Here is a 16,742-nt window from a genome sequence, read left to right on the forward strand (position 1 = left end):
TTCTCGCTACCGAAACCAGTTCGTTTCAGCAACTCTTATATAATATCATGTCCGAACCAACTTTGCAAGTTCTTTTTTTAAGTTTCTTTCGAAGCTTGTTTTCAATGGCTTGCCGTGTTTTCTTGGCCGGAATAAGAATATACCACGTATCGGCTCCACTTGTAAAGTTTTATTTATTGAATTTAGTTATCCACTTTTATCCAAATGAATATCAAGCTAAAGATTAGCACAGTCTATCACTACCCTCACTCTCCACCAACTGTAACCGACCAATCATCATTAGATAATAAAGACACCTAGTCATAGAAAGAAACCCTTTCAAACTAAGCGTCTGAAAGGGCTCCTACGTGCATTCCTTTTATTGAAACAACTAAGGTGAATCATAATGACTAAACCATCAGATACTTACCTACCTAGTACTCACCTTACTTGCGCTCTACCTTATATCCTTTATCCTCTAGCAACTTCACAACCCCGTGGTCCCCTAAATAGTGTGCTGCTCCAACTACGATAAAGTACTCTTCTCCTTTGCCGTTTTTCAGGTAACCATCGATCTTGTCGGCCATACCGATATTGCGGTCTATCAACATCGCTTTGTTATACTCTTCATCATCGGAGAAGGTGTTGGTCAACTCCAGCAATTGCTCGTCATTACCTGTTTTCCACATCTCAGCCATCTGATTTGCGGAGTTGTCTAGGACATCGAAGTTATCGATTGTGGAACGCAATGTTTTTTCCTGTAATTCTTTTGAGAAATTATCGAACATTCCTAATTGAGACTGGTAGGATTCAAGTTCAATCACAGGGATTTTACGCTCAATCGCTTTTTGAATAAAATACAAATCTACACCGGACGCTGCTTCCAGTCCAGCTGATGACATCTTCAGACTTCCCAGCGTAGTTTCCACCACCCAAGGCTTAAATGCATCCAGCGCATTAGGCTCTAACCCATTTTTCTTCAAAATATCACCAAGCTTGCTGTATGTCTCACTGGAAACATGATCCTTCAACGTTGTACCATCCTGATATGAACCCATACTTAACACCAGCTTCTGTTGTTCTTCGTCTGCCGCTTTACTCAGATCTATTTCTACACCAAGATAGTCAGCTTCAGCAAACGCCTCTTCAAATTCAGGACGCAATGGGTAAAAACTTTTGTCTGCTACATGCATCGACCCTACCAGATATACGGTATTGCCGTTATTCTGCACTTCCCACATGAAGCCGCGTCCACCGTTTTGAGCGGTTTCAACCGTGCCGTCACCCTTGGATACGAGCAACACAGTTCTTGTAGCCTTATCCCAACGAACCTCATACCCTGCGGCATCGCCAACAATACGAATTGGTGCGTAAGTAACACCATTGATGCGAACAAGTTTGCTTTTCAGCGTTATGGTCTTGCCATTGACGATTGCTGTGATACTGTCATCGGTTGTACCCGCCAGTTTGGCATCAAGTGCATCCAGCGTTGTACGGAGTGGAACGAGAGTCGTTCCTTTTTCAACAATTGGTGCACCCGCAGTGTATGTAACAGCTTTATTATCGATTTTAACAGCCGTGTCTTGCGGAGCAGCCATTGCCGGAACTGCTGATGCGAGCAATCCTACTGAGACGGTAAGAGATAAGAGTACGCGTTTCCATTGCTTCATATATTATGTATTTCCCTTCTTCTTCTAATTTCTACACTTTTGATGTAGACAAAGATCAACGAGATCACTTTCACCTTCTATATTACGTTCTAATGTGAAGTTCCGTTCCAGAAAATTTTCCAAATATTCATAGATTACTATAGTTTATAAAAAAGAAACCTGGCTTTAGCCAAGGTTTCGAACGGTTTTGTTATGTACCTTTTTTCATGACGAATTCGCTTTTTGATAAGCATGCATTGCCGTTTGAAATTGATCTAACGCCTCCTGATATTTAAGACGATCTTTGTCATTCGCTGCAAGTTGTTTTCTCATAATCAAATCGTCCTGCAATCGTTGTACCAGGTCTTTGATCTGATCATTTGGATTTGATTTGGCTGGTTTGGGCAAAGCCTCCGTTCCGGTCTGCACGGTCAGTTCTCCTTTACTATCCACCTGACCGATCGAAACTTGGCTTAAGGTCAGATCTAGCTTACGCAGTTCTTTTTTGACCCATTCCTCACTCACTGCAGCAGAATTTAAAGTTTCAGGTAGAATGCGACCATCCATAATGATCGTTCGCGGTTCTTTTTCCGAAGAAAGACGATACCCCAGCATGTCTGCGGTGAGCGGTTGATATTCCTTTTTTAATAACACACTGATATCTCCGCTCTGTTCCATTACCGCAAATTCCACATCGGCCACCCGAAAAACATCTTTCTTACGAAGCTGTTCCAGAAACTCATCAATCGTCAGTCGTTCCTTTTTCAGATTTTTCTGAATAACAGCTCCATTTTCAACAAGGATCGTTGATTTTCCATCCACAATATCTCGGAACTTTTTACTTTTCATCGTTAGGTACTCTGCACCTGCCGAGAAAGAAACCCACACCAGCACAGCAAGAAAGCCCAAATACCAGCTTGTGTCGGTATCCAAAGAGATGTAACCTACCAGGTTCCCAAGCGTGATACCCGTTATATATTCAAACAAGGAGAGTTCAGAGATCTGCCGCTTACCTAAAATCTTCGTAATGAGAAACAGCATAGTTACCGCAGAAATCGTTCGTATAATAACTTCTAACCAATCAGGCACGTCGCATGCTCCTTTCCGAATGAAGTCCATATTCCTCGGATGACATAACTTCATTATTAAAGGTTATAATTAACATGCGCGTCAGATTGTATGCATTGGAATGTTCAGTTTTTTGGCAATCTGATAGACCATCTACTTTTTTATCTTACTTGTCCAAGATGATATGAAATTTCTTTGGATGTCTCTAAAATTTTGTCGATCATAACACTCTTCTCTTCCTCTTTATACAGGCTCAACGGGATTGCGAAAATAATGCTTCCAACTACATTGTGCGCGGCATCAAAGATAGGAGCACCGAATCCGATCGACTCATTTTTACGTTCACTGAACGTATAGGAGTATCCCTCACTTCTGATTCTCTCGATCTCCACCATAATTTGCTTTGCTTCATCTAATGGCACACCTTCCTGATTTAACACTTCCCTAATCTGTTCATCTTTTAAAAATGCTAAAATTGCTTTCCCGCTGGCTCCAATATGAATGGGTTGAAGCACTCCGAGCTCCAGGCGATACTGAAGAATGTTTGAACTATGAATACCTAAAATGAATGATAGCTTCTGATACTGCTCTTGATACTGTGCCAAATACACGGACTGTCCCACTTCATGCGACAAGGTCTTAAGGTAAGGTTCAGCTACGGATTTCAATCCAAAATTAGCACTAATAAATGATGAAAGTCGTACCCACTCATTCCCAATCGTGTACTTATTCGTTTCGGGGATAGTCTGTAAAATGTTCTCTTCTTTTAATGTCTTTAAAATACGGTGTATGGAACTAGGTGGACTTTCCAGATATCGTGCAAGATCATTGACTCCCCATACCGCTTGTCCATCAATGAAAGCCTTCATAATGGTTAATGTTTTCAAAGTTACGTTAGATTTATTGGTCATTAATAAGGCACCTTTCATCGTTAATCTTTATCTTGATTATAATGTAAGCGTATGCTACTATTCCAATCATACAACACACCCATTCCACATTCAAGAACACCATTCCATTATACGGAATGATTATTCAATTATACTTATTAAGTTGAATGATATTCCATATAGTGGAATGGTAGAGGTGTGAACACATCAGGGGGGGCAATATGAAAATTCACTATGCTTGGGTCATTTTTTTGGGATGCTGTATTATATCCTTCGTTGGTTTCGGATTAACAATCAATACAGCCGGTTTATTCTGGGGAGGGATGAGCACAGATTTAAATTTGACGCGTGCTGAAATCGCTCTCAACGCAACCTTTGGCGGAATTGCCGGTGCAGTTTCTTTATTATTTGCTGGTACAGTGTTTAAAAAGGTTAATACCAAATTGCTGCTCAGTCTGTCTTTCGGAATAACCGGCCTTTGTTTTATAGCATGTTCATTCATTCAAAGCGTCACTCCTTTCTACGGGATCAAAGTTGTCTTGGGAGTCATGCAGAGTATCTCCATTGTCATCTCCATCCCCATTTTACTAGGTAACTGGTTCGAGAAAAAACTGGGGATTTTGTTTGGAATTACAGGTGCGCTGACCGCTGTCGGAGGCTCGTTCTTTAATCCGATAATCAGTCATTTAATTCTTGAACACGGATGGAGAACAACTTATATCATCGTAGGCATTATATGTCTTGTCGTGCTTTTACCGACGGCCCTTCTGATGAAATTCAAACCTGAAAACGGTTTGCTTCCTTATGGTGCAGAAACGAACCATACAGTAGCAGAATCAAATCAAGCAGTCAACAATGTGGAAGCGAACGGTCTGTCGATAAAAGAGGCATCCCGCACACCTATCTTTTACAGCTTTATCATAGCTATTATCTGTTTTCAGGCAGCTGGCTCTCTGGCACAACATGTACCGGCACTTATTCAAAGCTTAAACTTCAGTTTACAAGTAGGTGCAAGTGTGATGTCCGCCCTGCTTATTGGAGCCGCCATTGGTAAACTGCTTATGGGCTTTATGCTGGATCATGTTAAACCAGTCATCGTCCTTCTAATTTTCACGCTCCTTGGAGCTTCTGGATGGTATAGTACAGGCGTATTCAACAATGTAGTCTTTTTGAATGGTTCCGGATTTCTGAGCGGGATGGGACAAGCCATCGTACTTACTGCAATCCCTCTATTGATTCGCGGATCTTTCGGAACGAAAGACTATAGTCAAATCCTTTCTATTATTCTCATGTTCGGTGCATTTGCCAATGCTGTTTCTGTATATATACATGGATCGATGTTTGATCAAACCCATTCCTACTCAGCCTCATTGATTTTGAACGTGGTAGCGTATACAATTGGTTTCCTTTGCCTTGCATTTGCTATTCAATTCAGAAAAAGAATGACCACATAATAAATTCGTTAGAAGGTGTAAAAAAATGAGATCATTCCAAGTAAATCCCCAATGGGAAGGTTTAACTAAAACGATCGAACAGGAAAACCCACCTTGCAAATATGAAATCCACGGTATGAGTGAAGCCATGGTTTCGATGCGAGATGGCGTTCAGCTTCATACTAGGATTTACCGGCCTAATCAAGGTGATTCTTGGCCATGCATTCTCGTACGTAATCCCTATCCCAATAACCAAGACTTGCTTGAAGCAACCTATACACAATTCGTCAGGCATGGTTATGTTCTAGTTATTCAATCCTGTAGAGGAACAGGACTTTCCGAAGGGGAGTGGTCTCCCTTTGTGAATGAACGTGAAGATGGCATTGATACATTGGAATGGCTAGTCCAGCAATCTTTCCAAAATGGAAACATTGCACTCTTCGGCCAATCGTACTGTTCATTTACAACCTGGATTATCGCTGATTCGTTGCCTAAAGAAGTCAAAACCGTATTTCTAGATCTTTTTGGAGTGGATCGCTACGGACAGATGTATATGAACGGTATGTTTCGGCATGACATATATACGTCCTGGGCGTTTGCGAATTCTGGAGTGGAAACGACGACCGATGCAGGCGAGCTGTATCAAGACTCTCTCAGCATTCTGCCTCATAACCAAGCAGACGAGAAACTTTTGGGCTGTACCCTCCCCTTCTACCAAAGTTATATTTCAGAGACGAGCCGTGAATCAAAATACTGGCAGGAAGGAATATGGGCAGAGCTGTTAAATATTCCTTCCAAGATCAATATTCCAGTGTTTATGGTGGAGGGATGGTTTGACCATCATCTGAAGGGAGCCTTCAAAGGCTACAACCTGCTTCAAGATCATGTAAAACGTAAAAGCAGATTTGTAGTCGGCCCTTGGGATCATGTCGGGAATTCACCAGGTGAACGAACGTATCCTGATGCTAACCTTCTGGGAGCTTTTCGAATAAAAGCGGCCTTGGAATGGTTTGATATACATCTAAAAGGGAATCCTGGCACATTCAGCCCGATTTCCTTTTATCGTATTGGAGCTTCTCGGTGGGAAGAACGTCAGTCCATAACGGATCAGGATACAACCTGGCGTTTGTACTTTTCAAATAATCCTGAACAGCAACTAACCGACAAGCCATCGCAACCGTCAACAGTGAAGTATGTATACGATCCTTCCTCCCCCGTACCTACCCATGGAGGAAGTGCCTTACTCGCATGGATCATGCCTTCGTTTAAGGGTGCACCACATGGTAGTTTGGCCCAACCTGACTTTTCTGATCGCCAAGATGTCCTGAGGTTTGACTCTGCTGTACTGGATGAAAATACACAAATAACAGGCGGTATTAAAGTGTGCTTAGAGGTTAGTACAGATGCGGAGGATACGGCCTTTAGTGTGAAGATCTGCGAGGTATTTCCGGATGGTCAAAGTTTTAATATCGTCGATGGCATAACTTCTCTGAGATATCGGAATAACATTGATCAACCCGTTGATTATACACCCAACCAACCTGCACAGGTCATTATAGAGATGTGGCCAACAGCGTGGGAACTGCAAAAAGGTTCTTTTATTCGAGCAGAAGTATCTTCTTCTAATTTTCCTGCTTACCATGTACATTCCAATGTGAAAGAACCTTGGGCTTCCACATCCAAATACAAGATTGCAGCTCAGACCCTATATACAGGCTCTAACTATTGTAGTTACATTGAATTCCCTAAATAGATTGTATTTTTAAAAGGAATGCAGTCTAGTTAGCAAATCGTGCTTGCTTTAATTGATCGGATCAATTCATCGAATCAAAGATAAATAGGTGCCACTCCATTGCCGAGTGGCACCTATTTCAGTTACATGTCCCATCCATTTTGAAAATACATTCACTAATTATGACTCCCAGAATCCCATCATTTGATTTCACCTTATAAAAGGTTATAGTTTATCGTAGGAGATAAACGTTGTCAGTGATATTAATTCACGTACTACTATGTAAGATGGTGCTTCTATGTTCTGTCTCACTTTATCATATTACTCGTATGGGGTGACTAACCATGAACAAGCAAGAACAGGTTATGCTGAATTTCAGGGACTTATTTAACAAGTTAGTCTGGATTAATAAATCGAAGATGGAAAGCAGTCTTCAAGGGTACAAGCCTTCTGAAGTCCATTGCATTGAATTTATAGAGAAAAATGTAGATTCCAATGTAACCAAGCTGGCGGAGTCCATGTATATGACCAAGGGCGCTATAAGTAAATTAACGAAAAAACTCATTGAAAAAGGCCTGATCAAAGACTATCAGAAAACGAATAACAAGAAAGAAGTCTTTTTTAAACTCACCCAGCAAGGCAGAGTCGTATTTGATATTCACGAGAAACTGCATAAAGAGTTTCAGGAAAGAGATGAATCCGTATTCAAGCATGTAACGGAAGAACAATTCGATCACATGCTGGACTTCATTGAACTGTACAGTAAACATTTGGACACTGAAATAAAGAAACAAGGTTTAGATATAATGAAGTGAAACAACTATAAATTAAGAATAAAACCAAGAGCAACCTTCTCTAAAGAGATAAGGATGCTTTTTTTACACCTTTTTTATTGTTGACAAGGAAACAAAATGTAGATAAACTTTTAGTTGAAGAGGAAACAATATTGATTAAAGGAGTGTAATATGCGTACAAACAAAGTAAAAGAAACCGGCATACCTAGACATATCCTGATTACCGCTTGGGCCATTGCTCTTGGAGCAATCGCTCCTATGTTAGATTCTACAATGGTGAATATCGCTGTAAGTCAACTCACAAAAGATTTTCATACCACATTAAGCACCATTCAATGGGCCATTACAGGATATATTTTAGCCCTTGCGATTGCAGTTCCGGTATCTGGTTGGCTTATGAATCAATTTAATAGCAAAAAGGTCTTCATTGGAGCGGTCATTGCTTTTGGCGTAATCTCTTTACTAATAGGTGTTAGCTGGGATATATCCAGTTTTATCTTCTTCCGTTTGCTTCAGGGATTTAGTGCCGGAGTCATTACCACCCTCATGTTCACCCTCTTGGTTAAGACAACCGGACAAGAGTACTTAGGCAGAGTCATGGCGATTGTAAGCACTCCTATGATCTTTGGTCCTATTTTGGGACCCATCCTCGGAGGGTTCATTGTTCAAGTCGCATCTTGGCCGTGGATCTTTTTCATTAACGTGTTCGTTGTATTGATTTCTGCACCATTAATGATCAGAAAGATTCCAAACTACGAGCCTTTTAACAAAGAGAGCAAGCTCGATCTATTTGGAATTATCGTTTTATCCATTATGAGCATAGCTTTAATATACGGAATCACCAAAGCAGCGGATTATGCCACTTTCAACAATCAGGAGACCATCTTGTGGATAGGGATAGGCCTCGCTTCCGCTCTCTTATATCCCGTTTATAATCGTATTAAAATGAATCAAACCGTTCTGCCCCTGAATTTGTTCACCCATAAGAACTTTGCAGCCTCAAGTGCCGGGCTATTCTTCGCGAATATCGCCATCATGGGTCCGTTGTTAATACTCCCTCTGTTCTTTCAAACCTTTCGACACTTCACAGCCATTGAAACAGCAGTTGCACTCATTCCTCAAGGCGTTGGTATGCTGATTACTCGGCCTTTCATTGGAAAAATGATCGACAGCATTGGTGCAAAATATGTGCTGATCGTCAGTCTTTTTCTTTCTCTTATTGGATCCATTCCTTTTATCTTCATCACAGATCATACAAGTATGATCTGGATTTCAGTAATCTTATTTATTCGCGGTGCCAGCGTTGGGGGCATTAGTCTTCCACTAATGAGCGAAGCCTACAATGGACTGGGCAACAAGCAACTTCCGGAGGCGGGTGTTGGAATAAATATCATTGAAAACCTCGGTTCAAGCTTCGGCTCAGCCATTATTGCGACGGCTGTTGCAACAGCTATACAAGGTTTGCATCCATCCATTGCAAATCAATTGCAGGCGTACCATATCGGTTTTCTTATAGCCGCGATCATTCTGGCACTGATCTTTATCCCCGGCCTGTTTCTTACGAATAAAAAGAAGGTGCACCCATTGTAGAGTAGCACCCATTCTTTTATCCAACGTTAAAACGAATCCAGACCAACAACTCCATCTTTATCCGAAAAAGGAATCATGGCCACCTGAACATCAGGAGGCCATGATCTACTTCTAATTATGACAACGCACAACATAACATTGTGCGTTGTCATAATTAGTGAAAGAAATTGCTATGCATTTTCATAATTTATGAGAAAAATAACTGCTCGTTATCATAATTAGTGAAAAACCAACGGCATAGAGCCTCATAAATCAAAGAGAATTTTCACATTTCAGGAGCAAAACGAATTGTGAAAAAGTTGATTTCCACAATTAGTGAAAGAAACACAATAATCATTTTGTTTATTTATACATGTTAGTGTATATTAACTTCCAGTTAAATACTCTAAAAAATTTCAACATAAAAGACTAATCTCTAACTTTATAAGGTTTTAAAAGAAGCACATATCGGATCAATGTGATAAATCAATAGTTTTATTAATTTTATCATTCTCTTTTATATACTCTGTGCAAGTATAAAGCTTTCGAGCTACACTTCATTTTACTCTAATAAGCAATTGCACTTTGTAAAGTATATTAGAAGTCGATTAACTCTCCCTGCATCCGTAACATTTTAGTATTTAAGACGACTAATTTTTATTAGTTGCCTCCAAAATGTGCTAAGGTTTGTTTAATTTCAATAAAGTGAAGAACGTTGATAGATAAGAAATCGTACCAACAAAGATAAGTATTCTGTTCTAGGAATAAGAGATATTCATCAAAAAAATAATTGTTTTCGTATTATAAATGATCTAAATCTTCTCTTAATTCAGCACTTATATCTTCTTGTTGAGCCTCTCTGTTATACCTGTTAGCAATGGAACGAAGTAGCGCAGTTGTTCTTGGCCAACGGACACCAGAAATATTCGCATAGTTATTGTATCTTTCAGCAAGTTTCCTTTCCTGTAACCCTCCCTCATTTACTTGTTTAGTTACGAATCCCCTTCTGTTGTATACACCACTAGTGAATGCTCTATCGATGCTAGTATTGCTAAATTGTTCTATTACATCTCGGACAGCTTCGTGAGGCCAACCGCCATCCTCCCCCATAACAGATGCACTTAAGATCTCTCCAATATACATAGCTCCATACTTACCTCGTCCTGAATCAAGAGTTGCTTGAAGCGATTTATTTACCCAATCAAGTAACTCCCGTTTATCAATACCATTATCTTCTCTTAAACCTGGTAATGTACTCCATGATTTCAAAAGATCCTCGCCTTGAGATACACGTTGACGTTCTTCGAAGGTTGGTTCTTTCAACTCGCCACTTTCTGCGTTATACACCATTGATATTACTTCGGCAAAAAAAACAGGATTACGGGATAATTCGCGATGAAGAAACTTGGGAGCATGATTATATCGGTCAAGTATAGGGAGGTATGCCCATTCCAAGGAAGCTATTTCTGTCTCCTCAATTTCTTGACAATCCTCAAGTTTACTAAACAACTCAGAAATGTGGTAAGGTGACCAGTTAGATGGAAAATTGTCTTTTGTACTTGTAGTGAGTAATTTTGTCAAGACTTCAGCTATTTGCTTTGGTTTAGCAAAGGATTTTTGTAGAGCCAATAAGTCAATTGCTGAAAGAGTTAATTCATAGTGCAAATACTTATCAACGGCTATTTCCAAGTCTTCTACGTTTATAGAAATTGGTGAAACTAATGACCAGTACCTTCTTTCAACCTCGTCACCTAATTTTAAAAATAAATCCCAAGTGCTTCTATTAACCGGTAGGAAAATTAAAATCTCTGCTTGTTTGTTCGTCCCCCAACCACTTGCGATTTTCAACTTTTCAATCACCCATCCACTCCCAAGACACCTAGTACTACCAAATATATATCCACGAGCGAATTGAGCCAGTTTGTTATCAGGAGAGTCTAGATAGTTTTGAAGAAATTCATCCTCTTCCTTAACAGCCAACCGGAGTTCTCCAAGCGTTGAACCTAAATGATATGGTTGCTCAACATTTTCTAACAGATGCATTATTCCCTTAATTCCTTCTTCCTCATAGATCCTAGACAATGCGAATGTTCTTACTTCATGAAGTTTTCGCTCACGTTCTTCCCAATCCCCTTTACGCCCTTCTGGCAACTCAGGCCAATTACTAAAGAGCCAACTATAACGAGAGGATATTTCGAATGGTTCGAATTTTCTGAAGATTTCTTCTAATCGGTCTACTTCACTCTCATTAAGAGCCCAGTCTGCATCTGGAAAAGAACGATGTCTTGATAATTCTTTTCTGAGTGAGTTCCAAATGAGTGCCTTATCCTTAGAATTAATGTCTGTATCGCCTAATCTATCAAGTTTAATTAATACAATTTCCAAGTCTTCTAAAGGAAGCATTGCTAAAGATTGAATGATTTCATTCCAACGTTCACCAGAATGGCCTACTTCCGCCAATAAAATGGCCATAATTTCATGAGTCACTCTGTCATATTCCGATCTTAGAACACCCCTGGTATGGTCCGGTGCCCACTCTCTCCATTTCGGCTTCGCTGTATTATGCGAAATCCCATGAAACTGTGGTAGCAACTCACATAGTAATTCCCACGTTACCTGTGGTTCCCTTTGTATAAGCATATTTAGAATTTGAAGACGTTGCTCAATGGAAGCGGTCGTTTGGGGATTCCAAGTCAAAAATATTTCACGCAGACTATTTTTAGGTCTATTTTGTAGTTTCCCACCAGGGTCCATTCTACTTAGATTAGCTAATGATAATGAGACCCTCCCAAGGTATTCTGGGTTCCAAGCAAGAACCTCCAGTGCCCAAAGTAAACCAGTATGTGGAGAAGAACCAAATATAGTATCTTCTTGATCATTGAAAAGCTTTAAAATTACCTCTTCATTACTAATTTCTTCTTCAATTGCTTGAATAAACTGTTCTGGAGCTGCTTCAGCAAGAAGTGGTAGAACAGGGCATAATGTAGACCACACTTGCCAACGTCCCTTTGATATACTAAATAATTCATAGATTATATTAGAGGCATGATCTCTTAATGATAGATCAAGATTATCATTGCCCTCTTTCGCTCCCATGAATGCTAGTGAATCTGCTATATTTTTGATGAAAAGCCCTGAATAATTAGAGGTATAACCGCTCACCTGGGCCAACCACTGTTTTTTATAAGGCAGTTCAAACTTAGGGTCAGTTGTGCTAAGCACCTTAAGAGCTACAGATTTGAACTTTTCCAAATCTACTGGGGTAACATAGCGTATCAAGAGAGACCATGCATCCTCCTTTGAAATTATGTACCATGCATGACCAATATGACGAATAGGAGGGTCGGATTCATTTGCCCATCTTACTAGTACTCCATTAAGTTCATCATATGGACATTGCGCTAACTCACTAAGACTCTCTTTATCACCATCCCTTGTTTCGTTCCAAGCACCTGCTAATAAAAGTGGAATTAAGGGTCGCGCTTCACCTGGCCGAGCCCATAAAGGCTGCCTAATTTCCGGACTAATTGCTGTTCGTCGACGAAATATAGTAAGTCCTCTTCGAGCTAAAAGTCCAAGGTCACGTGACTCGTGCTTATTTAATCCCATGTCGATCAGAATGGATGTCACTCTATCACGTGAAAGGCGTGGGATCTGTATAGCGCCTTCCGTAGTGCTATCTGAACGTCCCAAAGGTATCATAACGTTATGCCCATTCCTAATTGCACGACTCAAACTTTCAGAGTCAAATGCAGGAATTAATATTAAATTATTTTGAGACGATGAAAGATAGGTCCAAGCTTCAATATTATTAACGACTATAGCTTTAGATAGATTGAAATCCTTATCTAATGGGGGAAGCAGACTAATTGAAGCAGCAAATACTGCTATAGCTTCGTCACGTGTTTCTGCTTGTATTTTTAGTGGAGAATTTGCACTTCGAAGCCACTTCGATATTTCCTCTTTAATATTTTCACGTCCTGCTAACACCATTTCTGGTGAGATGGTTGGTTGGGTTTCTTCTGACCAATCTGTCCAATAACTACTTAAATCAATACAATTTTGGGGGTGTTTACCTAAAAGTACAGATAGCCACACATGGACAGTAGGATTTTGGCTTAACCAAGTTTCGATATCATCTGCATCATAAACTAGTACATCCTTCCAAACCCCATCCTTCTTCCTTTCTATAGTCCATGTGTCTTTATCCCTCCATCGCCTCGGTGTGATAAAAATATATGTGGTTTCGTCGGGAGTCATATATAAAGGATTCTGACATCGTTTCATATAATCGTCATCTGCTTTCCCTTTGACAGATCTGTTTACACCCATTTCCCACACTGTAGTACCTTTTGGGACGAAACTGTCACCTTCTTCGGCAACAGTAACCCCATCCCAACCTCCTAGGCTTACGCCTTCACCTGCAGCAAAACTAATTTTTTCAATACGGTCGCTACTTGAGAGTATTAAACTCCGAATAAGCTGAGGCAGTACAGACTGAGAGTCACGTCTATCTGCCCATTGGACTAGATCAGTTGCATCAACAAGTAATTTAGAGTGCACAAATTATTCCTCCTTATGTGTATATACATTCAGCTATCCTTTGCTGTTATTATGCAGAAATATTTTTTGGTCACATCCATCTTCCAATTTTGGCGTTGACCCTTAGTCGTTCCCTCCCGCCGTAGTATAACTTCTGTCAAGGTATCCTTAAGTACACGAATACACACTCTAATTTTCTTATTTCAAGCTACTACTAGAATACAATTTCTCATCTAGCCCTATTTTTTTTGCATATTCTTTAACAATAAGTGCCACTGCTTTTCCAGTTAGTCTAGAATTAATAATATTTCCACCTTTATTAATTGGGCGAAATAATGCTCCTAAAAGTATCCCTGAAGTTACTAACCATTCCCTTAGAGCTGATACAGGACAGTTCTCTTTTTGCATCTTCAGAATGACATATTCATTTTTATCATAACCAAAACGTTTAATTCCTCCACTTTGCCGTCTATAGCGAATTCTGACGTAATTCTCCTCATTGGAAAAATCAAGATCTTCTACGTTAATTGCGACTATTTCTTCTCTTAACATCTTGCTATGATATTTTAAAAGCAACAGAGCTTTATCACGAATTCCCTTCAAACTATCAGGTGTTGCGTCTAACATCGAATTGAAGTCTCGTTTATTCAACTTCTTTTTGCTTGTTCTATCCGTTTTCAGTGCTTCTTTTGATCCATTAATGATGGAATAAATCATTTTAGTATTTGGAACAAGATAGCCTTGTGCAAGATGAGCATATCTTATAGCAGCAATTTTTCGAATAACAGTACTCGATTTATACCCTTCCAAAATTAGAGTCGCTACATAAACAGCTAATTCTTCCTCCTTGGAAGGATAGGCGTTATACCCATGAACCATACACCACTCTTGATACATACGATTGTCAGTTTCGTAATATTTATTAGATGAGGCCGACAATTGATAAATAACCTTCTTACCTTGTGCATCTGCAATCTGGTTAAGTATTTTATTCAGTTTGTCCATATCTAGATTTGATTTCATTTTTCTCCCTCCTCTACTCCTACTTTACTCATCAAATGAGATGAAGCAATCGAAAATGATTTAGCGATTTTACCTAGAAAGTTAGAATCTTGTAGTTGCCCCTTTTGATTCTTTCCTATTAGATATAAATCAATCTCATCTCTGATCGAACTGAAACACTCTAATGCAAGTTCGTCTTTTAATTTGATTAGCCTGTCACTAAAAATAGATTTGTCCAACATACCAAGTAATTCATTTAATTTCCCATCTGACTCTGAGAGGGAAGAATACACTTTCTCTAAGGAGAGTCTCAGCGCCTTCTCATTAATGAAATAACTCTTTATAAGAGAGGATTGACCCTTATTTTGATAATCTATATTCACCAATTTGAAAAGTAACTCTATGTCTTCATGATTTTGAAACGTCGATAGGATGTTTTTATCGTTCCATCCCTTGTTATTTTCATCGAACATCGCCTGAAAGAAAACATTGTGATTCACCTTTGATTGTTCAATCATATCGCGTGGCAACTTGTCCAGTTCCATATCACATATACATATCCCGGGTCTAGGAGATAAGCATATAATTTTGCGTCCACATAGACACTTAGATTGCATCATACAATTATGAATATGACACGTAGTGTACCCTGTACATCTCCAGACACATCTATAATACATTTTCTCGTATAAACATTCAGGACAAACTTTTGTATGACACGATGTGAATAAAAATCTTCTTAGATATTTATTGCTTAGTACCCATTCTATTGTTTCATCATCTCTCCATAATCCTTTTGTAAATGAGGAGGACAACTTTTGTTTTAAGAATTGTTTTTGTGAGGGATATATCGTCGCTTGGATTCCATCCTTCAGTTTAAACAAAACATTTAGATCACTAACACTTGAATAACAGTTATCTTTTAGTATTCTACTGAGGTAACTTTCGAGTGTTTCATTAGTCTCTGGATGAGGTAAGTGCAGTATGCGCATAACAACCTCTCCTTCATTGTTTCTTTCCCTTTTTTCCCTTCTTCCCCTTCTCTATGAGTTCTACTTTATATTTCGTTTCAAGATCATCTTCTCGCTTTATAACCGACTCAAGGTCAAACTCCTCGTTTGAAAATGGGTTGCTGACAAAAGGTCGACCTACTTGCTTTATTTTGGTGAGTGCTTTTGCGAGATCTATTTCACGGATCGAATCTGCTCCATTCAGAGCTGCACTCACCGTGGCTTCTTCCAAAAGCTTCATCACATAAAATGGGATCCCCTTTGATACATAATATATTTTGCTAGACAGATTTGGATCAGCTAAATTAGATGACTCTGAAAAAGGCAATTCACTATCAATCTTCTTTAAAAACGTTCTGAAGTTTAAAATTTCTTCTACTGTTCCATAGGAGAATGGTAGGAGTTCTATTTTGTTGCAGTATCTACGATCTAACTGTGGATTAGCTAAAAACACTTTAAAAGATTCTGTGATCCCGCTTAGCACTACCGCAATTCCTACCTCTTCTGTAAAAGTTTTAACCCAATTAGAAGCCGTTTTAAGGACATGGTCAGTATCTGCATCAATTAAATGTTGCAATTCATCAAGAATTATCATCTTAATTCCTAATTTTTTCACATAGTTATGAATGCGACTTGTCAAAAGTGCTTCTGTTCCCTTGTAATGTAGAGGATCTCCCATTTCCTCTAAAATTTTCGATGCTAACGTGCGGTTTGTTGCTTTAGGCGGTACAATAACGTATAGCACTGGAATATGCGTAAACTCTCGATTATCCTCTACAATGATTTCTTTTGGATACCTGTCCCTAAATTCTTTAGCCAATGTACTTTTCCCTACTCCAGTGCTTCCATAGACAAATGCCCCTTCAGGATTCACAGAGTCTTCAGAGAAATACAGCATCATCTCTAATTCATTTAAAATTTCCGAATATTGAGGGTGATGAATAATAATCTCTTTAGTACGTTCCTTCCTAATGTTTAACTCCCGCATGTCTGCACGCTGTCCCATTAAAGCTTTAAACATCATTAACCACTTCCCCTCACTAAAATAAAATCCCGCCTTTTACGACATATTAA

General features: G+C 39.3%; 12 protein-coding genes and 1 pseudogene. 5 read left to right on the forward strand and 8 right to left on the reverse strand.

Annotated features, from left to right (window positions below):
- Positions 1–227 (forward strand): hypothetical protein (locus BLQ13_RS28655; protein ID WP_208606764.1); only part of this gene is annotated, 227 nt, incomplete at its 5' end.
- 198 nt (positions 228–425) lie between these two features.
- Here the strand turns inward: BLQ13_RS28655 and BLQ13_RS09430 are convergent.
- The 3 genes from BLQ13_RS09430 to BLQ13_RS09440 form a co-directional block, all read right to left on the reverse strand.
- Complete coding sequence (locus tag BLQ13_RS09430; RefSeq protein WP_090918495.1) at positions 426–1,649, reverse strand: TraB/GumN family protein; 1,224 nt, start codon at positions 1,647–1,649, stop codon at positions 426–428.
- A 204-nt stretch (positions 1,650–1,853) separates the two neighbouring features.
- The gene (locus tag BLQ13_RS09435; protein WP_090918497.1) at positions 1,854–2,717 is read right to left on the reverse strand and encodes a DUF421 domain-containing protein; all 864 of its coding nucleotides are present in this window, start codon (positions 2,715–2,717) and stop codon (positions 1,854–1,856) included.
- Between the two features lie 140 nt (positions 2,718–2,857).
- Positions 2,858–3,607, reverse strand: coding sequence for an IclR family transcriptional regulator (locus BLQ13_RS09440; protein ID WP_167375697.1), 750 nt, complete (start codon positions 3,605–3,607; stop codon positions 2,858–2,860).
- A 200-nt stretch (positions 3,608–3,807) separates the two neighbouring features.
- On the opposite strand from BLQ13_RS09440, the gene BLQ13_RS09445 reads away from it, so the two are divergent.
- The 4 genes from BLQ13_RS09445 (at position 3,808) to BLQ13_RS09460 (ending at position 9,135) form a co-directional block, all read left to right on the forward strand.
- The gene (locus tag BLQ13_RS09445) at positions 3,808–5,040 is read left to right on the forward strand and encodes an MFS transporter (RefSeq protein WP_090918500.1); all 1,233 of its coding nucleotides are present in this window, start codon (positions 3,808–3,810) and stop codon (positions 5,038–5,040) included.
- Between the two features lie 25 nt (positions 5,041–5,065).
- Positions 5,066–6,772 (forward strand): CocE/NonD family hydrolase, encoded by a 1,707-nt coding sequence (locus BLQ13_RS09450; protein ID WP_090918502.1) that lies wholly within the window; start codon positions 5,066–5,068, stop codon positions 6,770–6,772.
- A gap of 323 nt (positions 6,773–7,095) precedes the next feature.
- Positions 7,096–7,566 carry a MarR family transcriptional regulator gene (locus tag BLQ13_RS09455; RefSeq protein WP_090918505.1) on the forward strand — a complete coding sequence of 157 codons (471 nt, stop codon included), beginning with the start codon at positions 7,096–7,098 and terminating at the stop codon, positions 7,564–7,566.
- Positions 7,567–7,716: 150 nt separating this feature from the next.
- A complete protein-coding gene (locus BLQ13_RS09460) occupies positions 7,717–9,135 on the forward strand; it encodes an MDR family MFS transporter (RefSeq protein WP_090918507.1) in 1,419 nt (472 codons plus the stop codon).
- Between the two features lie 780 nt (positions 9,136–9,915).
- On the opposite strand, the gene BLQ13_RS09465 is transcribed toward BLQ13_RS09460, so the two are convergent.
- The 5 genes and pseudogenes from BLQ13_RS09465 to BLQ13_RS09480 form a co-directional block, all read right to left on the reverse strand.
- Positions 9,916–13,677: a hypothetical protein gene (locus BLQ13_RS09465; protein WP_090918509.1), complete on the reverse strand. Its 3,762-nt coding sequence runs from the start codon at positions 13,675–13,677 to the stop codon at positions 9,916–9,918.
- 177 nt (positions 13,678–13,854) lie between these two features.
- Positions 13,855–14,679: a site-specific integrase gene (locus BLQ13_RS09470; protein ID WP_090918512.1), complete on the reverse strand. Its 825-nt coding sequence runs from the start codon at positions 14,677–14,679 to the stop codon at positions 13,855–13,857.
- Positions 14,676–15,203 carry a hypothetical protein gene (locus BLQ13_RS28785; RefSeq protein ID WP_244159266.1) on the reverse strand — a complete coding sequence of 176 codons (528 nt, stop codon included), beginning with the start codon at positions 15,201–15,203 and terminating at the stop codon, positions 14,676–14,678. The genes BLQ13_RS09470 and BLQ13_RS28785 overlap by 4 nt, the downstream gene beginning before the upstream one ends.
- Before the next feature lie 84 nt (positions 15,204–15,287).
- A pseudogene (locus BLQ13_RS29150) lies at positions 15,288–15,650 on the reverse strand (TniQ family protein); the annotation flags it as partial.
- Between the two features lie 13 nt (positions 15,651–15,663).
- Positions 15,664–16,692 carry a TniB family NTP-binding protein gene (locus tag BLQ13_RS09480; protein ID WP_244159267.1) on the reverse strand — a complete coding sequence of 343 codons (1,029 nt, stop codon included), beginning with the start codon at positions 16,690–16,692 and terminating at the stop codon, positions 15,664–15,666.
- Between the last annotated feature and the right edge of the window lie 50 nt (positions 16,693–16,742).

It is taken from the genome of Paenibacillus polysaccharolyticus, assembly GCF_900102085.1.
Lineage (GTDB): Bacteria > Bacillota > Bacilli > Paenibacillales > Paenibacillaceae > Paenibacillus > Paenibacillus polysaccharolyticus.